The sequence below is a fragment of the Streptomyces sp. NPDC001927 genome (genome assembly GCF_053594455.1).
This window is the reverse complement of sequence record NZ_JBSFEN010000006.1, coordinates 290,847-310,493: the sequence shown is the minus strand read 5'-3', so window position 1 is coordinate 310,493 and position 19,647 is coordinate 290,847. Positions and strand designations below refer to the sequence as shown.

The following is a 19,647-nucleotide window of genomic DNA, read 5'->3' as shown; positions in this document are numbered from 1 at the left end:
ACTCATGAGGGCGGATGCGGTGCGAGGGCACCTCGACGGACTGTTGCTGGCCGTACTGGAGCAGGGGCCGCTGCACGGGTACGCGATCATCACCGCAGTCCAGCAGCGCAGCGGAGGCGTGCTCGACCTGCGCACGGGCACGATCTACCCGGCGCTCAACCGGCTGGAGCGGATCGGGCTGCTGAGCAGCAGCTGGGACGCGGTCGGCGAGCGCCGCCGGCGCTGCTACGAACTCACCGACGCCGGCCGCGAAGGCCTCGCGGGGGAGCGGGCGGCCTGGCACGAGTTCACGGCGGCCATCGGCTCGGTCCTGAACCCGGCCGTCCGCCCCGGACCCGCGACATGAGCGCCGCCGCGGACCCCACCGGCCCGACCGACCCCGTCGACCCCGTCGACGCCTACGTCGCGGAACTCCGGAGCGCCCTCCACGGCCCGCCCAAGGCCACCGCGCGCCTCGTCGAGGAGGTACGCGGCGGGCTCATCGACACCGCCGAGGCCCTGATCAATGAAGGGGTCGGATACGAGGACGCGGTCAAGGAAGCGGTACGGGAGTTCGGCAGCCCCGCCGAGCTCGCACCCTCATGCCAGCGCGAACTGACGGTCGCCCAGGCCCGCCACACCGCCCGCTCCGTCGTCCTCGTCGCCCCGCTGCTGCTCGCCTGCTGGTACGCGCTCCTCACCACGGGAACCGGCCAGGACGGACTGCTCGCCGGTACGGCCCAGTCCCTGGCCGCCGTCGCGGGCGTCGCTGCCCTGCTCGCAGCGACCGCCCTCGCCGCCACCGGCCCCCTCGCCCGTCACGTACGCGTCCCGCACCGGCTGCCGCTCCTGGTCGCCTGGACGGGCACCACGGCGAGTGTGTCGATGGCCGTGGCGACCCTCTCCCTGGCCGTCGCCGCCTTCACGACCGCCGCCTGGCCCCTGATCGCGACCGCCTGCACCCTCGCCGCCGCCTCGCACGCGCTGACCGCGCCCTCCGCCCGCGCCTGCCGCCGCTGCGCCAAGCTGCCCGTATGACCCCTGAGCGCGCTCCCTACGGAGCGACGCTCACCCGCACTTCCAGAGGTGCCCGGAACGAGAGCAGGTCCAGGACCGGCGGAAGCGGCGCGCCCGGTGTCGGATGGAGACCGGGGAGTCGGCGGGCCGCCGCGCGCAGCGCGACGGCGGCCTCCGTACGTGCGAGGGACGCGCCCGGGCAGCGGTGGCGTCCCGCGCCGAAGGAGAGGTGGTGGCGGACGTTCTCGCGGGAGGGAAGCATCCGCTCGGGGGCGTCGAAGACCTCCCGGTCGGAGCCGCTGCCCAGGAGCATCAGCAGCAGCTCGGCCCCGGCGGGGAGCCGTACGCCGCCCAGTTCCACCGGCGCTGCCGTCACGCGCCGCCAGGTCGTCACGGGCGGTTCGCGGCGCAGCACCTCCTCGACCCAGGCCTCGGCCAGGCCCTCCTCGTGCGCCAGGCGCTGCCAGAGGCCGGGTTCGGCCAGGGCGCCCCGAAGCACTGTGGCGATGAGCTGGCCGGTCGTGGACTGCCCGGCGATGAAGACGAAGAAGCATGCGCCGACCGCCGTCGCCACGTCCACCGGCTCGCCGTCCGGCAGCCGGTGACGGGCCAGCGCGCCGACGAAACTGTCCGGCGGGGCGGTCCGGTCGGTCACGACCGAGGTCAGCCACTGATGGAACTCGCCGACCAGCGCGGCCAGTTCGAGCTGCCGCTCCGGCGTCGGGCGTCCGTAGAACAGCTCGAGGGAGGCGTCGCTCCAGCGCACCAGGGTCTCCGGGGCCAGGCCGTCGATGCCGAGCAGCTCCATCATGACCCGGCAGGGGAGCGTGTGCGCGAAGGTGCCGAAGAGGTCGCTGTCGCCCTGACCGTCGAGCTCCGCCCGTACGGCGTCCAGGAGTTCGCCCGCGACCCGCTCGATGACGGGCACCGCCGCCGCGACCCGCTGGGCGTTGAAGAACCGGGTGACGACACGGCGAAGGCCCGCGTGGCTCTCGGTCGCGTTGTTGGCGAGGGCGGGCCGCAGCCGGAAGCCCGCGCGGGCGAGCAGCCGGAGCGCCGGCACGCTCAACGGCGTGACCGCGTGCTGGGCGTTGTCCGGCCGGAACGCCTCGGGGTCGAGCAGCACCCGGCGGATGTCCTCGTACCGGCTGACCAGCCACAGGCCGGTCGCGGCGTCGCGATGGACGGGCGCCTGGTCCCGCAGCACGTCGAGCCACGGGTACGGGTCGCGGACGAAGTCCTCCCCGAAGACGTCCAGCTGGTCGAGGAGCGGGAGCGGAGAGCCCTCGGCGCCGGTCGTCCCACCGTGCGGAGTCGTCCCTCCGTACGGAGTCGTTCCACCGTACGGACAGGAGCCGACGGGAGCCGTCGCGGAAGCGGGCCCCGGCCCGCCGGGGGCGGATGTCACGCTCGCGGACGCTAGCACGCGGCCCCGCCCCTACCGGCCGGTCTGTGCGCCGGATCACGCCTGGTCGGGCGCCCGCCATGCGCCGTAGCAAGCCCCCGCGAAATCCTGTGGAGGCGCCCACGCGCGGCCGGACAGGATGACGCCATGACCCTTCGCGCGCACCCCGCAGAAGCCCTGCTCGTCGTGGACGTCCAGACGGCCTTCGTCACCGGCCCCGGCGCCGTACCGGACGCCGGCCGTCTCCTGGACCGTACGGCCGCCCTGATCGCCCGGGCGCGCGAGGGCGGCGCGCTCGTCGTCCACGTGCAGAACGACGGCCCGCCCGGCGCGGACTGCGCACCCCACACCCCCGGCTGGGAACTCCACCACCGCGTCGAGCCCGGCCCCACCGAGGTGGTGATCCGCAAGGTCCGGGACGACAGCTTCGCGGGGACCTCACTCAACGGCATGCTCGCCGACGCGGGCGTACGCTCGCTCGCCGTCTGCGGAATGATGTCCGAGATGTGCGTCCAGGCGACCGCCCGCACGGCCCTGGAGCTCGGCTACCGCGTCGTCCTCCCGTACGACGCCCACGCCACGCACGACATCCCGGCCGCCCCCGGAATCGCCGACCCGGTCCCCGCCGCCACGGTCTCCCGCGTCGCCGCCTGGGCCCTCAGCCGCGAGGCCGACACCACCACCCCCGCCTCCGCCGTCACCTTCACCGCCCCGGCTCACCAGGTGGGTGCCCTACGATGACCGCGGGAGGTCGAGACAGCCGATGGTGACACCACAACGCAGCGGGCAGGACCGGGTCCCGCCCCACCCGGACCTCCGCACGATCGGCCTCCAGCAGGTGCTGGAAGCCCTCGTCGACCCCGTCCGCCGGCAGATCGTCAGCGCGCTGCACGCCGCGGACCAGGACCTCAACTGCGGAGCCATCGACCTCCCGGTCAGCAAGTCCACCGCCACGCACCACTTCCACGTGCTGCGCGAGGCCGGCCTCATCCGGCAGCACTACGTCGGCACCTCCCGAATGAACGGGCTGCGCCGCGAGGAGTTCGAGGAGGCCTTCCCCGGCCTGCTCCAGGCCGTGGTGGGGAAGGAATGAGGGCCGCCGGGACACCGCTCGCGCTGCGCATCGTCGGCGGCGAACTGCCGGGGCGCTCCTGCGGCACGTTCGAGGACGTCCACGTCGCCGTGCAGCGCGGGCGCGAGCCGGACGGCGCGGTGCCGGGGGACGCGGCCGAGGCGGTGTGGGAGTTCACCGTGGACACGGTGCTCGCACCGGACGGCACCCGGGACTTCCGCGGGCCGTACGTCCACGGCAAGCGCGGCGCGCGGTTCCTCTACCTCACGTGGGGCGAGTGGCCCCCGGGCGGCGCGTTCACCATGTTCCGCCGGGCCAAGCTCTTCCTCGACGACCTGCCCGCGACCGCCGTCGACCGGGGCGCGGCCGAGGGACGGCTCGGCCTCACCGACGCCCACGGCCTGCCGCTCTGCGCCGCAGTACGCCCGCCCCGCATCGCATGGACGGCGGGCTGAGCCCGACGAGCCGCTGAGCCCCCGTCACCCGACCGGCGCTTGCCGGAGCGCGGCGCGGGGTTCCCGCCCGTACGATCGCCGCACGACAGCGAAGACTCCAGGGAGTGGGCTCATGTCCGGACAGTTCGAGGCGACGACGGACGTCGACCGCCCCATCGACGAGGTCTTCGCGTTCCTCGCCGACGGCCGCAACGACCCGAAGTTCAGCCCCCGCGTCCAGAAGATCGAACGCGTCCCTGACACCCCGACGGCCGTCGGTACCGTCTTCCGCAGCACGGTGAAGGACGCCGGGATGACGACCTCCCGCGAGTTCCGCATCACCGAGTTCGAAGCGCCGCACCGGATCCGCTGGGCCGAGATCTCCAAGAACATCGTCAAGGCCCGCGAGGGCGGCTACGACCTCGAACCCCTGCCGACGGGCGGCACCAGGGTCAGGATCCACAACGTCCTGGAGGGCCACGGCATCGGCAAGCTCCTCGTCGGTTTCGCCCTGTCCGCCGCCCGCAAGGACGCCGACGCGTTCGGCCGCCGCATCAAGGCGGCGGCCGAAGCGTCGTAGACACCCGGGTCAGGTCACGGCGTGACGGGGATGTTCGTCAGGCCGCTGCCCGCGTTCGTGACCGTGTTGGACGCGTGGACGACGTTCGGGTTCGCGCTGCACTTCGACGTCGACGTGATCTTGATGGCGTAGGCACCCACCCCACCGAGGTCGGAGCGGTTGCCGCGCCACACATTGCCGCAGCCGTTCAGGAACGACGGGGACGTCGACGGATTGTGGGTCTCGTATCCCTTCGCGAACGTGCCGGGCGAGGAGAAGGTACCGGTGTTGTTCTCGATCAGATAGCCGATGCCCTTGGCGTCGATCCACGAGTCGGCCGAGTTCTGGCCGCTGATCCCGGTCCCGTTGAAGGTGTTCCCGCGGATCACGCCGTTCGAGGTGCCCTCCTTGATGTCGATGTGCTCGGCGGCGATGTTCGGGCCGAAGGTGTTGCCGATGACCTGGACGCGGTCGGAGCGGTCGACGCCGCTCTGGTTGCCGTGGCAGGCCCAGTTGGAGTTGGCCGAGCCGAGGTAGACGCCCTCGCCGTAGCCGGCCTGGACGAGCCCGGTGTGGCTGATCCTCGAGTTCTGGATCACGCCGTCGGCCGAGGAGCGCCGGAAGTGCACCGCTTCCTCGTCGATGTGGTGCACGGACAGCCCGTCGATCGTCACGTGGTGGGAGTTGTCCAGGACGACGCCCTTCTTCGACTCCTTCACGGTGAAACCGGTGAGCTTCCAGTACGGGGCGCCGTACAGCCAGAGCCCGTAACCGGAGTCGACCCCGGCGGTCGGGGCCGGGCACGACGGCCCGGTGCCTGACGGCCCGTCGTTGACGAGGACCGCGCCTGCCGGCCCCGTCAGCGTGATCGGCGCGGACGCCGTCCCCGCCTTCTGCGTCTGGAACGAACCGCGGTACTCACCCGCCGCAAGGCGGATCGTCTGCCCCGGCTGGGCGTTCGCCAGCGCGCTCTGCAGCTGAGCGGCCGTCGACACGTCGACGACCGGACCGCCGCCGCCACCCGACTGCGTGCTCACGCTCACCGCCGTGCTCGCCCCGGAGACGTTCCCCGCCGCGTCCCGCGCCTTGACCGTGTAGCTGTACGCGGTCGAGGCTGCGAGCCCCGTGTCCGTGGACGAGGTCGACGAGGTGCTCCCGACCTTCGTACCGCCCCGGAAGACGTCGTAGCCGCTCACTCCCACGTTGTCCGTGGCCGCGTCCCACGCGAGCGAGACGCTGCTCGCGCTCGTGCCCGTCGCCCGCAGCCCACCCGGCACGCTCGGCGCCGTCGTGTCACCGCCCGGGGCGGGGGAGCCGTACACCTCGAACTCCCAGAGGGAGTAGCCGTACGAGGTGCCGCGCGCGGTCCCGTGCATTCGGACGTACCGCCCGGCGCCGGTAACGGTCAGATCGTCCACTACTCCGTCGCCGGAGCTCGTGGAGTAGATGTCGGTCCAGTTCGTGCCGTCGTTCGAGGTCTGGAGCTTGTACGTCTTTGCGTGCGCGGCCTCCCAATTCAGCTTGACGCGCGAGATCGTGTGACTGGTGCCGAGGTCGATACGGATCCACTGCGGATCCACGCCCTCCAGGCTGGCCCACCGTGTCCCCGTGTCGCCGTCCACGGCCAGTTGGGCCGGGAACTCGCCGGTCTCCACGGACGAGGCCGTCGCCGGCTTGCCCGTCGAGACGAGACCGTCGGCGGCCTGCGCCTGCGGCAGGGCGATCAGGGGCACGGACAGCAGCCCGGACAGGACGAGCAGGACCGGTCCTCTTCGTCGCATGACAACTCCTTGTCGGTGGCGGGGGCGGCTACGGGACCCAGTGGTTGCCGGATGCCGTGATCATGACCTGGAGCTGGATGCTCGCCGAGAAGTAGCTGCTGGTGTCGATCGGCGTCGCCAGCATCTTGTTCCAGAGCGCGTCGAGCCACGCCTGGCTGCCCGGGTCGGTCATCGCCGCGAGCGCGAACGGGGCGAAGTAGGCCGCCTCGCTGCCCGCGTCGATCTGCGTGCCGTCGAGCTTGTAACCGATGGCGATCTTGTTCGGGTCGCCGCCGGTCTTCGACTTGATCCAGGTGTTGAGCTTGCGTGCCGCCGTGAGGGACTTGGCGTCGCCGCTCGTCACCGCGTCGTCCGCGATGCGCCACGGTGTGCGGCACGCGTTCCAGAAGTAGGCGCCGTCGTTGGGGGACTCCAGGACCTGGCCCGCCGCGGGCTTGGGCGTGGTGTTGGTGTTGACGACGAAGTCCGGCAGCAGCCCCGTGTTCGGCGCGTACGACGACTGGAGGTTCGCCTGCGCCGTCTGGTGCGCGTTGCGGATCGTGTCCCACGCCGCGTCACCGGTCGCGGCGCGGAAGGCGCGGAAGTGGTCGACCATCCAGTCCGACGTACGGCTGATGTAGTACCACTGGTCGCCGGAGCTGCTCCAGTCGCCCAGCTTCAGCAGGTTCGTCGACGGGTTGATCTCGTCCTTCTTGATGGCGGCGATGTGCTTCAGGGCCAGCGCCTTGTAGTTGTACGTGCCGGAGCTGCCCCACTGCTTGTCGGCGAGCAGCAGCCCGTACGCGACGTCCATGTCGCCGTCCGTGGCACCGTCACCGCCGTTGACGCTGTTGCAGTTGACGTCCTGCTCGGCGGCGAGCAGGTCCGGGTTGATGGCGGACGGGTGGTCGATCATCCACTTGGTCAGACCGTCGAAGATCTTCTTCGCGTCCGGGTCCGCCCCCGCCATCGTCGCGGCGATGACCATGCCGTACCCCTGCGCCTCGGCGACGTACGGGTGGTCCGCGTCGGGCGAGATGACCTGGTACCAGCCGTTGCCGCAGTTCTGCCGGACGAAGGCGGACTTCCAGTGGTTGTAGTAATCGACGACCTTCTGGTCCAGGGTGCCCTGCGCGCCCGTGGGCTTCAGGATCCCCGCGACGTACGGACGGCTGTGGCTGCCGAAGGGCACGGCCGGACCGCTGCCGCCGGCCGGGGTGGTGACGGTGAGCGCGTTGGTCGCGCCGGAGACGTTCCCGGCGGCGTCACGGGCCTTGACGGTGTACGTGTACGAGGTGGAGGCCGTCAGGCCGGTGTCGGTGTACGAGGTCGAGGTGGCCGTCCCCACGAGTGTGCCGTTCCGGAGCACGTCGTAGCCGGTGACGCCGACGTTGTCCGTGGCCGCGTTCCATGCGAGCGAGGCGCTGGTGGAGGTGGTGGCCGTCGAGCGCAGGTTCCCGGGCACGCTCGGCGCCGTCGTGTCGTCGCTGCCGCCCGAGGACGGAGTGCCGTAGACCTCGAACTCCCAGAGTGAGTAGCCGTACGAGGTGCCACGCGCGGTCCCGTGCATCCGGACGTAGCGGCCCGTGCCGGTCACCGTCAGGTCGTCGATCGCGCCGTCGCCGGTGCTGGTCGAGTGGACGTCGGTCCAGTTGGTGCCGTCGTTCGAGGTCTGGATCTTGTACGTCTTTCCGTACGCGTCCTCCCAGTTGAGCCTGACCCGGGAGAGGGCGTACGAGGCCCCGAGATCGATGCGGATCCACTGCGGGTCCACGCCCTCCAGACTGGCCCACCGGGTCCCGGTGTTGCCGTCCACGGCGAGACCGGCCTCAAAACCGGACCCCTCGATCGAGGAGGCCGTCGCCGGCCTGCCCTGCGAGATCAGCGTCGGCGTGGGCTCGCCCGGACCGCCGGGGTCGCCGGGGCCCGGTGTGCCGGTCGACTTCAGGAAGAGCGAACCGGAGGTGTCCGTCTTCGTGGCGTTCACTCCGGCGTGCGGGGCCTTGCTGTAGTCGAGGTTCTCCTTGCTCGCCCAGTCCAGGATGGTCGCGCCGTTCTCCGCCAGGTGCTGGTACGCCGACGGGTTGGAGGCCGCGCTGCCCAGCTGGTACAGGCGCTGACGGTCGGCGTAGTACGGCTGGTACGCGCCGCCGGCCGTGGTCTGCTTGCTCAGGTCGTTGCCGTAGAAGACGTTCTGCGGGCCGGTCGCACCGGACCACTTCACGGCCTTCGGGCCCGCGCCCCACCAGATCGGCCACCAGGTCGAGTCGTCGGGGGTGCCGCCGCCCTCGTCACCGCAGTTGGCGCGGCAGTTCTTCGAGGAGTTCTCGAAGGGCACCGCGGCCTTGTTGTTCTCGAAGAGGTTCCGGCGCTCCCAGCCACCGTGCAGATTCAGGTCGCTGTCGAAGTCGTTGCCGATGGCGACGTTGTTCGACGCGGACCACTGGAAGGTGAAGTGGCGCAGGTTGCGGCTCTTGTTGTACGCGTACAGGGAGTCCCAGACGCGCGAGCCGCGGAAGTAGCCGTTGCCGCCCTTGCCCTTGTTCCAGGAACCGTCGAAGGACGACTCCTGCACCTGGATGTTCTTGGCGCTCTCGGTGACGACGGCGTGGGAGCCCGTCATCTGGGTGCCGGCCCGCCGGATCCAGACGTTGGCCGCCCACTTCAGGACGATGCCGTGCTGGGCGTACTCCGGGGCGATGTTGCCGAAGTTGGCCTTGGCGTCGGCCGGGGTGACGCTGTACGTGCCGCCGCCGAGCTTGGGCATCCCGTTGAGTTCCTGGGTGATGCTGAGGTCCTCGATGCCGACGCCCTGGACGACCTTGAGCGGGGTGACGCGGCTCGGGTAGACGGTGCCGCCGATCGCGGCCGAGCCGTCGGAGGTCGAGTTCAGTGGCAGGTCGTACTCGAGGGGCTTGTCGATCGTGAGGTTCTTGCCCGCGGTGTCCACGGAGGCGATCTGGAAGATCTGCTGCCGCATGTGCAGGTTCACGTACTTGGACGAGTCCATGACCGTCTGCTGCTGGTAGAACTTCGCCGTGTTGGCCGCGCCGACCCACAGATGCGCGCCGGCCTTGAAGCGCGACATGTCCGTGTTGGTGGCCAGCTTGATCTGGGTGGCGCCGACCGCCGAACCCTCGCGCAGGGCGACTCCGCTCGCCCAGTGCTGGTTGACGCTGCCCTCGAAGATGTCCTTGCGGTTCGCGGGTGCGGAGGCGAAGTCGCTCGCGTACTTGGGGGAGACCTCACGGGTCTGCACCCGGAGCAGGCCTCGTCCCGGCCAGGTCCAGCCGCCCTTGCCGGCGCCGTGGGTCATCCCGTCCTCGTCCCAGTCACTGCCGTCGGCGGTGAGGGTGTCGTAACGGGTGTTGGTGTCCGGGCGGAAGGCGAGCGTGGTCTGCCCCATGCCCGCGCCGCGCAGCACCATGTAGTCGGCGTCCAGGGCGAGTTGGCGGGTCACGACGATCCGCCCGGCGGGCAGGGTGATCGAGGACAGTTTGGTGTAGCCGGCCGTCGGGGTGCAGTTCGCGCGGATCGCGTCGACGGCCTGCTGGAGACCGGTCGTGGCGTCGCTGCCGTCGGCGCGCACGTTGTACTGGGAGGCGAGCTCGGCCGCCGTGATGTGACAGGCCGCGTCCGGGTTGGCCTCGGCCGTGCCGGGGAGGGCGGCGCCGCCCCGGTAGCCGGCCTTGCTCCAGTCGGGCAGACCGGCGATGGGGGCGCGGCGGTTCGCGCTGGTCAGGTCGGGTATCGCGGTGGCCGCCGCGGGCGCGAACCGGTACTCGACCGTGGTGGGGGTGGTGGCCCCGGCCAGGCCGGTGATGCCGGTCAGCGCGGTGGCGACGGCGGCGGCGACCGCCAGGGGGCGGCGCCACCGATGGGGGCGGTCTCTGTGTGCGGGGCGTGGCTGATGTGCGTATGACATCCGACGTCCTCGGGGTGAGAGCTGCTCGATGGAGAAGCGAAGCGATGGGGGGAACTCCAGTCGCTGTTCAGCCAATGGTTAGGAAATATTCCTAACCATTGCGCGGGAGAGTAGAGACGGTCGAGGGGTGCGCGCAAGACCCTGAACGCGATCCGCGGATATGACCCTCGTTCAGATATGTGAGCGGCGGGTCGGTTTGAAGGGCCGTCAGACGCAGACGTGTGCGGCCAGCGTGTCGATGAAGGCAGTCGCGAGCGGGTCCGGGGCGGGCCGGGTGTAGGCGGCGAGAACACGCCGGACCGGAGGCTCGGGTCGCAGGAGGCGGCCCGCGAAGTGCTCCGGCAGGAGGTTGGCCGGAACGAGCGCGGGACCGAGTCCCGCGGCCGCGAGGAGCGGCGCCGCGGCGGTCTGTTCCGTGCGCACGGAGGTACGGGGCCGGAAGCCCGCCTCGGCGCAGGCGGCGTCCACGACTTCGGCGAGGCCGTTGCCGGGCGCGTACTGGACCCACTCCCGATCGGCGAGGTCGGCGAGGCGCACCCGCTCCGGCCCGTCGCTCACCTGGCCGCTGCCTGTGGTGTCGTCGGCGGGCAGGATCACGACGAACTCCTCCGTGCCCAACTCCCGTACCGGCCCCTCCCAGTCCGCCGGCACCGGACCGATCGCCAGGTCCGCCCGGCCACCGGCCATCGCCGCCCGCAGGGCGTCGGTGTGCGGGAACTCAAGGAGCCGGACCCGGACCCCGGGGTGCTCGCCGTGCCAGACGCGCAGCACGGGCGGCAGCGCGCCCAGCGTGAGCGAGTAGACGACGGCGACGACGATCTCGCCGCCCTCCAGACCGACGGCCCGGCGCGCAGCGCCCCGGGCCCGCTCCGCGTCGGCCAGCGCTGCACGGGCGTACGGGAGCATCGCCCGGCCCATCGGGGTCAGCCGGACCGAGCGCGGCAGGCGCTCCAGGAGCGGGCCGCCGACCGCCCGCTCCAGGGCCCGCACCTGGTTGGAGAGTGCGGGCTGCGACACGTGCAGCAGCGCGGCGGCCCGGGTGAACGAGCCTGTGTCGACGACGGTGACCAGGTACTCGAACTGCCGGAGCGTTGCCATTCACGCATGTTATCGCTGGGGTAGAAATCAAGTCTTGGACCTATACGTGCTCCTCGGGGCAGCCTGGATGAGCGCCGGCCGCCAGCTGAAGGAGACCGGCGGGCACCCCCTCGCACCGAAGGACTTCTCATGACCCTGGACCTCATCGCCAAGGAGGCGCTGGACGGCAAGCGCCTCGTCGTCGTCGGCGCGGGCTCCCGTACCGGCCGCAGGATCGCCCGGACCGCATCGGCGGCCGGGGCGCACGTCGTGCTCGCCGGGCCGGACGCCGCGAAGCTCCGTGAGACGGCGGACGCCCTGCCCGGCCCGTCCGTCCTGCACCGGACCGACCTCGCCGACGAGGACACCATCGCCGAGCTGGCCGCCAGGACCGGCTCGTTCGACCACCTCGTCTCCACGGCCGCGATGCCCGCGAACGGGCCGGTCGCCGAACTGGAGTTCGCCGCCGTGCAGCGCGCGTTCTCCGCGAAGGTCTTCGGCCCGCTCCTCCTCGCCAAGCACCTCGCCGGACAGGCCCGTGAGGGCGGCTCCTTCACCTTCTTCTCCGGCGTCGCCGCCTGGCGGCCTTCGCCCGAGCGCGTCGTGATGGCGACGACCAACGGCGCCCTGGCCTTCCTCGTCGAGGCCCTCGCCGTCGAACTGGCCCCGCTCCGCGTCAACGCGGTCTCGCCCGGCATCGTGGACTCCGGGGCCTGGGACGGCCTCGGCGAGCGCAAGGAGGCCTTCCTCGGCGGCATCGCCGAGCGGAACCCGGCCCGCCGCACCGGCACCCCGGACGACCTCGTTCGCGCCGTCCTCTACGCGATGTCCAGCCCGTTCGTCACCGGAACCGTCCTCCACACGGACGGCGGCGGCCGCCTGTGAGCGCCGAAGGCCTCCCGCTCGCCGGGACCCTGACCGCCGAGGGTCACGCCGGCTGGTCTCCGGAACTGCGCGCGGAGTTCGCGGACAACGCCTACAACAGCCAGGTCGGCGGACGTCTGCTCAGCGAGACCGACCGCGTCCGCGTCTGGGAGATACGCCTCGCTCCCGGCGAACGCCTGCCCGCCCACCGACACGTCCTCGACTACTTCTGGACCGCCGTCACCGCGGGCCGCAGCCGCCAGCACACCGACGACGGCACGACCCGCGAGGTCGCCTACACCTCGGGCGAGACCCGGCACTTCACCTTCGGCCCCGGCGACTTCCTCCTCCACGACCTGGAGAACACCGGGGACACCCCGCTGGTCTTCGTCACCGTCGAGTTCCTGAGGGGCGCCAACCGGCCCCTCCCCCTGGAACCCTGACGGGCGGCGCCCGAAGGCCACCGGCGGGGCCGTACGGTAGGTCTGCACGTACCGCACGCGCCCCGCCGCCGTGGCCGAAAGGCCCCGGCACACGGCGCTCGACGACCTGGAGCCCCGTACCGTGAGCGCCCGACGACCCCGTCCCCTCCGCGTCGACCTCTCGACGCTGACCCTGGTCGGCGTCCTCGCCGCCACGGCGGTCGGATGCGGGGCGACCGGTGACGGCGAGGGCGGTGGCGACTCGGCCCCGTCCTCCCCGCCGCCCTCCTCCGCGCGCGCGGCCGTCCCGCCCGAGCCCCACGTCGGCTTCGACTACCAGATCGGCGGACCGTACCCGCCGCCCCCCGGAGTCGGCGCGGTCTCCCGCGACCGGACGGCGAAGCCGACGGAGGGGCTCTACAACATCTGCTACGTCAACGCCTTCCAGGCCCAGCCGGACGCCACCGACTGGTGGCAGAAGAACCACCCCGACCTGCTCCTGAAGACCGCCGACGGAGCGCCGGTCATGGACCAGGACTGGGACGAGGCCCTCTTCGACATCTCCACACCCGACAAGCGCGAGCGGCTCGCCGGCGTCGTCGGCGAGTGGATCGACGGCTGCGCGGCCGCCGGCTTCCAGGCCGTGGAGGCCGACAACCTCGACTCCCACGAACGCTCCGAAGGCCGCCTCACCCCCGAACACGACCTGGCCTTCGCCGAGCTCCTCGTCGCCCGCGCCCACAAGGCGGGACTCGCGATCGGGCAGAAGAACGCCGCAGAACTCGCCCAGCGCGGCCGCGCCCTCGGCTTCGACTTCGCGGTCGCCGAGGAGTGCGGCCAGTACGACGAATGCGGCCCGTACGCGACCGCCTTCGACAACCGCGTCCTCGTCATCGAGTACGAACCCCAGGGACTCGCCCGCGCCTGCGAGCGCTGGGGCACCACCCTCTCCGTCGTCCTGCGCGACACCGACGTACGCCCCGCCGGTGAGACCGGCTACGTCCGCGCGACCTGCTGACCACCATCCGACTCGTCCTCCTCGAACGGGAACCGGGCGATCGGGGCCTCCCGCTGGAAGAACGTCTTGGCGCGGACGAGCGCCGCCGTGTCGTCGCGCACCTGCCCCGGCCGCGAACCGTTGCCGCGGAGCAGGCCACCGAACCGCATCCCCATGTACGCGGCCGTGTGGTGGAGCGTCGTCTCGAGCCCGTCGGCGACGATGTCGTCGCGGTGCGCCATCACGCTCACGCCCCACAGCGTCCGGCCCGCCATCCGCTGCTTGAAGTCCGAGCCGGGCACGTTCAGCCAGCCCGACCAGTAGTCGAGATAGCGCTTGGTCTGGGCGGAGAGGGTGTACCAGTACAGCGGCGAGGCGAGGACGACGTCCGTCGCCGCCAGAGTCGCCTGCCGCAGGGCCTCCTCGTTCTCGCCGACCGGCCAGCCCTCGCCCTCGTGCCGGCCGTCCTGGAAATCGGGCAGCGGGAGCCGCGACAGGTCCACCCAGTTCCGTGTGACGCCCTCCGGCAACTGCTCGGCCGCGGCGCGCGCGAGTATCTCCGTGTTGCCGTCGGGCCGGGAACTCCCGAGGACGAAGAGGAACGAGCGTTCACGGCCCTGATCGACCGGGGGCAGAGAGGTCATGGCGGTCTCCTGTGGTGCGGTGCGGAATGTCCTTCCTGGAAGGGACGTTAAGCCTTCACACCGATGCGAAGGTCAAGCACGACATGAACGGGCAGGTCACATGCTGATCGGAGAACTGTCGAGGCACACGGGCGTCAGCACGCGGCTGCTCCGCTACTACGAGGAGCAAGGCCTGCTCGAAGCCGCTCGCGGCCCGAACGGCTACCGCGACTACGCCGACGACGCCGTGACCACCGTCCGCCAGGTCCGCGCCCTACTGCGCGCCGGCCTCTCGACGGACGTGATCAGGGAGATCCTGCCCTGCGCCCGGGGCGAACTGCCCGAGTTCAACTGGTGCGTCGACGTCCGCGCGATCCTGGACCGCGAACTGGCCGCGGCCGACGCCCGCATCGAGGACCTCCGCCGAGGCCGCGAGGCCCTCGCGGGCTATCTGCCGAGCCCCTGATCCACCGTGCCGGTCGCTTCCCGCTCCCGGCGGAGGTCCCGGTACCGGCCCGGTGTCGTACCGAACTCGCGGCTGAAGGCGTGCGACAGCGCGTACGGCGTTCCGTAGCCGACGCGGCGGGCGATCGCCGCCAGGGAATCTTCCGTGTCGCGCAGCCGCGCGGCGGCCAGAGTCAGCCGCCACCAGGTGAGGTACGCCATCGGCGGCCGCCCCACCAGGGAGGTGAACCGTCGCGCGAGCGTGGGCCGCGAGACGCCCGCCTCCGCGGCCAGCCGGTCGTTGGTCCAGGCGGCGGAGGGGTCGGCGTGCAGCGCGCGTAGGGCCGCCGCCGTCACAGGGTCCCCGAGAACGGCCGACCACGCCCCGCCGCCGTCCTGGGCCACCCAAGCCCTGATCATGTAGACCAGCAGGAGGTCGACGAGGCCGGGAACGGCGATCCCCGCCCCGGGCCGGTCCTCGCTCAGCTCGCCCCCCAACAGAGAGATGGCGGCGCGCAGTTCGGCCTGGTCTCCCACCCGGTGCGGCAGATGGACGACGGTCGGCAGTTCGGCGAGCAGTGGGTGGACGCGGCTGTGATCGAGGCGGTACTTGCCGCACAGAAGCTCCGCGGCGGGCGCGGACGAGTCCGGTGTCCCACCGGTCCAACCGCCCGGCGCCCCACCGGTCCACCCGTCGAACGGCACCGCACGTGCGACGGTCTCCGCGTCGGCGGGGGAGTCAGCGATCACATGCCCCGTCCCGTGCGGCAGGAGCACCGCGTCGCCCACCCCGAGCGACACCGCCGGACCGTCGTCCGGCAGCAGCCAGCAGCCGCCCTCAAGGACGACGTGAAATCCCGCGCCGTCGTACGGCGCGAGCCGCGCACACCAACGCCCGTTCGCCCGCACACGGTTGGACGATGCCCGCCCCATGCGTACGGTCGCGATCGCATCGCTCACCACATCCATGACGGCAGGGTATCTGTGGTGTCACTCATGAGACGACCGCGTATTCACAGGAGCAGTACAGACATTGAGAGGCTCAAGCAGGCCTCCCTAGGGTCGATTCCATGAACACCACACAAAACGCGCAGCGCATGACCCTGGGAGACGTCGAAGTCATTCGGGTCGTCGAATGGCAAGGCCCCTTCGCCCCCGCCCGAGGCCTGGTCCCGGACGCCGAGCCCGAGCTGTGGCGCGCCAACGAGCAGTGGCTGGCGCCCGACCACTGGGATCCGCACACGGACCAGGCCGTGATGGCGCTCCAGACGTGGGTCCTCCGCAGCGCCGGCCGGACCGTCCTCGTCGACACCGGAGTGGGCAATGGCCGTGAGCGGCCCGGCACGCCGTTCCACCACTGGCAGGGAGACTTCCTCGGCGCCCTGGCTCGCGCCGGGATCCGCCCCGAGGACGTCGACGTCGTCGTCAACACCCACATCCACGCAGACCACGTCGGCTGGAACACGACCCGGACCGACGGAGAGTGGGTCCCGACCTTCCCCCACGCCCAGTACCTCGTTCCCGCTGCCGACGACGCCTTCTTCGGCCCGGGGAACGCCGAGGGGAGCGGAAGGCAGGAGCACGACCGGCTCGTGTACGAGGACAGCGTCGCGCCCGTGCGCCGAGCCGGTCAGGTGGAGCTCTGGGACGGCACGTACCGCATCGACGAACACCTCACGCTGGAATCCGCGCCCGGCCACACCCCTGGCTCCGCCGTGCTGAGGCTCGCTTCGGGAGGCGATCGCGCGGTCTTCGTCGGGGACCTCCTGCACAGCCCGGTGCAGCTCCTCCGTGCCTCCTGCAACAGCTGCTTCTGCCTGGACGCGGCGGCGGCCGTCACCAGCCGCCGCCGCGTCCTCGAACGGGCCGCCGATGAACGGGAACTGATCGTCCCCGCCCACTTCGGCGGTACCGGCTTCGCGGAGGTCCGCCGCGAAGCCGGCACCCTCACGCTCGCCCGCCGGCCCTAGAGATCGCTACGGAGCGCTGGGCGCGGCCGCCGCGTACGCGGTCCTCAGCTTCGCCACCGCGCCCGTCAGGTCTCCCGTCAGCAGCAGGTGGTCGGCCTCGGCGAACGGCTTCGCCGTCGCCTCCGTGATGTTCTGGCCGATCCTCTGCTGGACGATGGCCCGGGCCCTCGCCACCAGCTCCCTGCCCTCCGCCGACGTACCGCGCCCGAGCGCCTGGAGGACCTTGGCCGCGACGCCGATGGCCTTCAGCGCGGGCTCCCCGCCGGCCGGGGCCGGGGAGAGCGTGGTCAGCCCCCAGCCGTACGGGAACTGCGGATCGTAGGCCGCGTCCCCGACGTTGACCGGCAGCTGCGCCTCGGACTTCGGCCAGGTCACTGGGAGCTGCCCGGTGAACGGCCGGGAGCCGTAGAGCACGTCGGCGACCCCGTCGCCCTCCGTGCCCGGCAGCCACGACGCCACGAGCGCGTCGATCGCGCCCAGCCGGTCACCGATGAGCTGCGGGCGCCCGGACACGACCAGAACTACGCACTTCATCGCGGCGCAGACCTTGTCGACGGCCGCCTTGTCGGCGGCGGTGAGCTCCAGGTCGTGGCCGTTGCCCACATCCCCGATGCCCTCCGCGTACGGAGTCTCACCGACGACGACCACACCGACGTCGTACCCGTCCGTGGCCGTCGAGGCGTCCTTCGAGTACGTGATCTCCGCGTCGGGCGCCGCCTTCCGCATGCCCTCCAGAATCGTCGTCCCCGTGGTCGTCCGGCCGGACGCGCCCTGCCAGCTGATGGTCCAGCCGCCCGCCTGGTTGCCGAGGTCGTCGGCGTTGGACCCGGCGACGTACACCTTCCGGTCCTTCGTCAGCGGCAGCAGGCCGCCCTCGTTCTTCAGCAGGACCTGGGACTTGGCGACCGCCTCGCGCGCCACCGCGCGGTGGGCGGGGGAGCCGATCTCGGCGAGGTGCGAGGTGTCCGCGTACGGCTGCTCGAACAGGCCGAGCCTGAACTTCTGCGTCAGGATCCGCGCCACCGCGTCGTCGATCCGCGCCTGGCCGATCCGCCCGGCCGTCACCTCGTCCTTCAGGGTCCGCGTGAAGTCCTGGTAGTTCGTCGGCACCATGATCATGTCGAGCCCGGCGTTGACGGACGTCCGTACATCGCTCGGGTAGTCGCCGGGGATCTGGTCGATCGCCTGCCAGTCGCTGATCACGAAGCCCTCGAAGCCCATGCGGTCCTTCAGGACACCGTTGATCATCTCCGCGTGGGCGTGCATCTTCACCGGCCCCTGGTCGTCGCCCAGGATGTCGAGCGAGGAGTACGAGGGCATGACCGTGCCCGCCCCGCGCTTCACCGCCTCGGCGAACGGCGCGAGATGCACCGCCTCCAGCTCCTCCCGGGTGACCTTCGTGACGCCCTGGTCGATCGTGTACGAACCGGTGGTCGAGGAGCCGAATTCCGTACCGCCGTCGCCCACGAAGTGCTTGGCGCTGGTCAGCACCTTGTCGTCACGGTCCAGGTCCCTGCCGTCCGGCGCGCCCTGCATCCCGTTGATCACGGTCTCCATCGCGGTCACCAGGGCGGGGTCCTCGCCGAACGCCTCGTAGGAACGCCCCCAGCGCTCGTCGCGCGTGACGCACAGACACGGCGCGAAGTCCCACGGGATGCCCGTCGCCCGGACCTCCTTCGCGGTCACGGCACCCGTCCGCTCGGCGAGCTTCGGATCACGTGCCGCGCCGATGCCGATGTTGTGCGGCGTGATCGTCGAACCGACGACGTTGTTGTGGCCGTGCACCGCGTCCACGCCGTAGATCAGCGGGATCTGGAAACGCGTGGCCTGCGCGCGCAGCTGGTAGCCGTCGATCATCTTCGCCCAGGCGGCAGGCGTGTTGGGGGAGGGCACCGACCCGCCGCCGGAGAGCAGCGAGCCGAGGTCGTAGGAGGCGATGTCGCCCGGCGACCGCAGCGCGTTGCGCTCGGCCTGCGTCATCTGGCCGGCCTTCTCGGCGAGCGACATCCGCCCGAGCAGATCCGCCACCCGCTTCTTCACCGGGAGCTTCGCGTTCAGATACGGCAGGCCATGGGCGTTCACCACGACCACAGGCTGCTCCGCCGGGGCCTTGGCACCCGTGACGCCAAGCGTGACCGGGATAGTCTCGGCCGACTCGGCCGAACGATCCTTCTTCGTCGCCACGGCGATCGACCGGGTCGCGCCGGAGGCCGTACCGGCCGGGAAGGTCACGGAACCGCTGACGGGCGTGTAGTCCGCGCCGGACTCGGCGCTGCCGCCTCCGCCGTCGGTCGTGTACGTGACGGTCACCGGCTCGGCGAGCGGGATCGAGCCCGTCGTGGCGACGGACACCTTCACCTCGGCGGTGCCGCCCTCGTCGACCGGGTGCACGGCGGCACCGGTGACGACCTTGGTGTTCAGGGCCGGCTCGGCCGTCCCGTACAGCTCGACGCCGTCCATCGCGAAGGCGCCGGGCGAGCCTGGCGGCAGCGTGAGGGCGTACCCCCACATCTCGTTCAGACCGAGGATCTGGTCGATGCCGCCGACCGGCTGGTAGTCGGCGCGGTACTGGAACTCCGAGAACGGGATCTCGACGAGGTGCCAGCCCTCCCAGTCGTCCGTGAACGACATGGTCCACAGCTCGGACGCCTCGCCGTTCGCCCCGCCGTCCTTGAGCTCGAAGTTGACGCGCTTGCCCGAACCGGGCGGCAGGGGAGCGGTGTTCTGCCCGTACCACCAGAAGCGGATGCCCTTGTACGCGGTCCAGTCGTGGGCGGGCTTGTCGAACGCGAAGTCGTGGCTGAACCCGCCCCAGCCGCTGATGTCGTAGTCGCCTTCGAGGACCTTCGCGCCCTCGGGAGCGTCGGCACGCTCGGCGATCCGCAGCTTCGGCGGGTCGTCCGCGTCACTGCCCCACGTGAAGATGCCCTCCGCGGGCGGTCCGGCGAAGGGGATCTCCCCTTCGAACCGGTCGACGGCCACCGGCGCGGGCGCGCTCGCGGACTCGTCGGCTGCGGCGCTCGGCAGGGTCGCTCCGGCGAGGAGGGTGCCGAGCAGAGCGGTGACGGCGATCACCGCCGTAGTTCGTGGCATTGCGGC

18 protein-coding genes are annotated in these 19,647 nt (G+C 71.6%); 11 read left to right on the top strand and 7 right to left on the bottom strand.

Annotation, left to right across the window (positions count from 1 at the left end; translation table 11 throughout):
- The first annotated feature begins 4 nt into the window (after positions 1 to 4).
- Complete coding sequence (locus ACWCO8_RS18600) at positions 5 to 346, top strand: PadR family transcriptional regulator (RefSeq protein WP_362008778.1); 342 nt, start codon at positions 5 to 7, stop codon at positions 344 to 346.
- Complete coding sequence (locus ACWCO8_RS18595; RefSeq protein ID WP_451033117.1) at positions 343 to 1,017, top strand: permease prefix domain 1-containing protein; 675 nt, start codon at positions 343 to 345, stop codon at positions 1,015 to 1,017. Before ACWCO8_RS18600 ends, ACWCO8_RS18595 begins: the two co-directional genes overlap by 4 nt.
- Before the next feature lie 16 nt (positions 1,018 to 1,033).
- Here the strand turns inward: ACWCO8_RS18595 and ACWCO8_RS18590 are convergent, their stop codons facing one another.
- Positions 1,034 to 2,404 carry a cytochrome P450 gene (locus tag ACWCO8_RS18590; protein ID WP_451033116.1) on the bottom strand — a complete coding sequence of 457 codons (1,371 nt, stop codon included), beginning with the start codon at positions 2,402 to 2,404 and terminating at the stop codon, positions 1,034 to 1,036.
- Between the two features lie 144 nt (positions 2,405 to 2,548).
- Here ACWCO8_RS18590 and ACWCO8_RS18585 point away from each other — a divergent pair, with 144 nt between their 5' ends.
- The 4 genes from ACWCO8_RS18585 (at position 2,549) to ACWCO8_RS18570 (ending at position 4,487) form a co-directional block, all read left to right on the top strand.
- Positions 2,549 to 3,142, top strand: coding sequence for a cysteine hydrolase family protein (locus tag ACWCO8_RS18585; RefSeq protein ID WP_451033115.1), 594 nt, complete (start codon positions 2,549 to 2,551; stop codon positions 3,140 to 3,142).
- A 22-nt stretch (positions 3,143 to 3,164) separates the two neighbouring features.
- Positions 3,165 to 3,494 carry an ArsR/SmtB family transcription factor gene (locus tag ACWCO8_RS18580; protein WP_451033114.1) on the top strand — a complete coding sequence of 110 codons (330 nt, stop codon included), beginning with the start codon at positions 3,165 to 3,167 and terminating at the stop codon, positions 3,492 to 3,494.
- Positions 3,491 to 3,928 carry a DUF5990 family protein gene (locus ACWCO8_RS18575; RefSeq protein WP_451033113.1) on the top strand — a complete coding sequence of 146 codons (438 nt, stop codon included), beginning with the start codon at positions 3,491 to 3,493 and terminating at the stop codon, positions 3,926 to 3,928. The genes ACWCO8_RS18580 and ACWCO8_RS18575 overlap by 4 nt, the downstream gene beginning before the upstream one ends.
- Positions 3,929 to 4,040: 112 nt before the next feature.
- Positions 4,041 to 4,487 carry an SRPBCC family protein gene (locus ACWCO8_RS18570; protein ID WP_451033112.1) on the top strand — a complete coding sequence of 149 codons (447 nt, stop codon included), beginning with the start codon at positions 4,041 to 4,043 and terminating at the stop codon, positions 4,485 to 4,487.
- A 14-nt stretch (positions 4,488 to 4,501) separates the two neighbouring features.
- On the opposite strand, the gene ACWCO8_RS18565 is transcribed toward ACWCO8_RS18570, so the two are convergent.
- From ACWCO8_RS18565 to ACWCO8_RS18555, 3 genes are all read right to left on the bottom strand, one after another.
- A complete protein-coding gene (locus tag ACWCO8_RS18565) occupies positions 4,502 to 6,247 on the bottom strand; it encodes a discoidin domain-containing protein (RefSeq protein WP_451033111.1) in 1,746 nt (581 codons plus the stop codon).
- 28 nt (positions 6,248 to 6,275) lie between these two features.
- Positions 6,276 to 10,151 carry a glycosyl hydrolase family 8 gene (locus ACWCO8_RS18560; protein WP_451033110.1) on the bottom strand — a complete coding sequence of 1,292 codons (3,876 nt, stop codon included), beginning with the start codon at positions 10,149 to 10,151 and terminating at the stop codon, positions 6,276 to 6,278.
- 207 nt (positions 10,152 to 10,358) lie between these two features.
- The gene (locus ACWCO8_RS18555; protein ID WP_451033109.1) at positions 10,359 to 11,249 is read right to left on the bottom strand and encodes a LysR family transcriptional regulator; all 891 of its coding nucleotides are present in this window, start codon (positions 11,247 to 11,249) and stop codon (positions 10,359 to 10,361) included.
- Between the two features lie 129 nt (positions 11,250 to 11,378).
- On the opposite strand from ACWCO8_RS18555, the gene ACWCO8_RS18550 reads away from it, so the two are divergent.
- The 3 genes from ACWCO8_RS18550 (at position 11,379) to ACWCO8_RS18540 (ending at position 13,532) form a co-directional block, all read left to right on the top strand.
- A complete protein-coding gene (locus tag ACWCO8_RS18550; protein WP_451033108.1) occupies positions 11,379 to 12,113 on the top strand; it encodes an SDR family oxidoreductase in 735 nt (244 codons plus the stop codon).
- A complete protein-coding gene (locus ACWCO8_RS18545) occupies positions 12,110 to 12,535 on the top strand; it encodes a hypothetical protein (protein ID WP_451033107.1) in 426 nt (141 codons plus the stop codon). The genes ACWCO8_RS18550 and ACWCO8_RS18545 overlap by 4 nt, the downstream gene beginning before the upstream one ends.
- A 121-nt stretch (positions 12,536 to 12,656) precedes the next feature.
- On the top strand, positions 12,657 to 13,532 hold the full coding sequence (locus ACWCO8_RS18540; RefSeq protein WP_451033106.1) for an endo alpha-1,4 polygalactosaminidase: 876 nt from the start codon (positions 12,657 to 12,659) through the stop codon (positions 13,530 to 13,532).
- Here ACWCO8_RS18540 and ACWCO8_RS18535 read toward each other — a convergent pair.
- A complete protein-coding gene (locus ACWCO8_RS18535; RefSeq protein ID WP_451033105.1) occupies positions 13,511 to 14,155 on the bottom strand; it encodes a flavodoxin family protein in 645 nt (214 codons plus the stop codon). The two genes, ACWCO8_RS18540 and ACWCO8_RS18535, sit on opposite strands and share 22 nt — an antisense overlap.
- Before the next feature lie 100 nt (positions 14,156 to 14,255).
- Between ACWCO8_RS18535 and ACWCO8_RS18530 the strand changes: the two genes are divergently transcribed.
- Complete coding sequence (locus tag ACWCO8_RS18530; protein WP_362008755.1) at positions 14,256 to 14,600, top strand: MerR family transcriptional regulator; 345 nt, start codon at positions 14,256 to 14,258, stop codon at positions 14,598 to 14,600.
- Here ACWCO8_RS18530 and ACWCO8_RS18525 read toward each other — a convergent pair.
- Positions 14,582 to 15,547 carry an AraC family transcriptional regulator gene (locus ACWCO8_RS18525; RefSeq protein WP_451033104.1) on the bottom strand — a complete coding sequence of 322 codons (966 nt, stop codon included), beginning with the start codon at positions 15,545 to 15,547 and terminating at the stop codon, positions 14,582 to 14,584. The two genes, ACWCO8_RS18530 and ACWCO8_RS18525, sit on opposite strands and share 19 nt — an antisense overlap.
- Before the next feature lie 101 nt (positions 15,548 to 15,648).
- On the opposite strand from ACWCO8_RS18525, the gene ACWCO8_RS18520 reads away from it, so the two are divergent.
- Positions 15,649 to 16,548: an MBL fold metallo-hydrolase gene (locus tag ACWCO8_RS18520; protein ID WP_451033103.1), complete on the top strand. Its 900-nt coding sequence runs from the start codon at positions 15,649 to 15,651 to the stop codon at positions 16,546 to 16,548.
- Positions 16,549 to 16,554: 6 nt separating this feature from the next.
- Here ACWCO8_RS18520 and ACWCO8_RS18515 read toward each other — a convergent pair whose 3' ends face one another.
- The gene (locus tag ACWCO8_RS18515; protein ID WP_451033102.1) at positions 16,555 to 19,641 is read right to left on the bottom strand and encodes a glycoside hydrolase family 3 N-terminal domain-containing protein; all 3,087 of its coding nucleotides are present in this window, start codon (positions 19,639 to 19,641) and stop codon (positions 16,555 to 16,557) included.
- Positions 19,642 to 19,647: the final 6 nt, after the last annotated feature.

What these genes read in the sequence shown, in the direction of transcription:
- ACWCO8_RS18515 (WP_451033102.1), bottom strand. Translation starts at nt 19,641, where the DNA reads ATGCCACGAACTACGGCGGTGATCGCCGTCACCGCTCTGCTCGGCACC.
- ACWCO8_RS18535 (WP_451033105.1), bottom strand. Translation starts at nt 14,155, where the DNA reads ATGACCTCTCTGCCCCCGGTCGATCAGGGCCGTGAACGCTCGTTCCTC.
- ACWCO8_RS18580 (WP_451033114.1), top strand. Translation starts at nt 3,165, where the DNA reads ATGGTGACACCACAACGCAGCGGGCAGGACCGGGTCCCGCCCCACCCG.
- ACWCO8_RS18575 (WP_451033113.1), top strand. Translation starts at nt 3,491, where the DNA reads ATGAGGGCCGCCGGGACACCGCTCGCGCTGCGCATCGTCGGCGGCGAA.
- ACWCO8_RS18565 (WP_451033111.1), bottom strand. Translation starts at nt 6,247, where the DNA reads ATGCGACGAAGAGGACCGGTCCTGCTCGTCCTGTCCGGGCTGCTGTCC.
- ACWCO8_RS18600 (WP_362008778.1), top strand. Translation starts at nt 5, where the DNA reads ATGAGGGCGGATGCGGTGCGAGGGCACCTCGACGGACTGTTGCTGGCC.
- ACWCO8_RS18555 (WP_451033109.1), bottom strand. Translation starts at nt 11,249, where the DNA reads ATGGCAACGCTCCGGCAGTTCGAGTACCTGGTCACCGTCGTCGACACA.
- ACWCO8_RS18550 (WP_451033108.1), top strand. Translation starts at nt 11,379, where the DNA reads ATGACCCTGGACCTCATCGCCAAGGAGGCGCTGGACGGCAAGCGCCTC.
- ACWCO8_RS18570 (WP_451033112.1), top strand. Translation starts at nt 4,041, where the DNA reads ATGTCCGGACAGTTCGAGGCGACGACGGACGTCGACCGCCCCATCGAC.
- ACWCO8_RS18520 (WP_451033103.1), top strand. Translation starts at nt 15,649, where the DNA reads ATGAACACCACACAAAACGCGCAGCGCATGACCCTGGGAGACGTCGAA.
- ACWCO8_RS18595 (WP_451033117.1), top strand. Translation starts at nt 343, where the DNA reads ATGAGCGCCGCCGCGGACCCCACCGGCCCGACCGACCCCGTCGACCCC.
- ACWCO8_RS18525 (WP_451033104.1), bottom strand. Translation starts at nt 15,547, where the DNA reads ATGGATGTGGTGAGCGATGCGATCGCGACCGTACGCATGGGGCGGGCA.
- ACWCO8_RS18585 (WP_451033115.1), top strand. Translation starts at nt 2,549, where the DNA reads ATGACCCTTCGCGCGCACCCCGCAGAAGCCCTGCTCGTCGTGGACGTC.
- ACWCO8_RS18530 (WP_362008755.1), top strand. Translation starts at nt 14,256, where the DNA reads ATGCTGATCGGAGAACTGTCGAGGCACACGGGCGTCAGCACGCGGCTG.
- ACWCO8_RS18560 (WP_451033110.1), bottom strand. Translation starts at nt 10,151, where the DNA reads ATGTCATACGCACATCAGCCACGCCCCGCACACAGAGACCGCCCCCAT.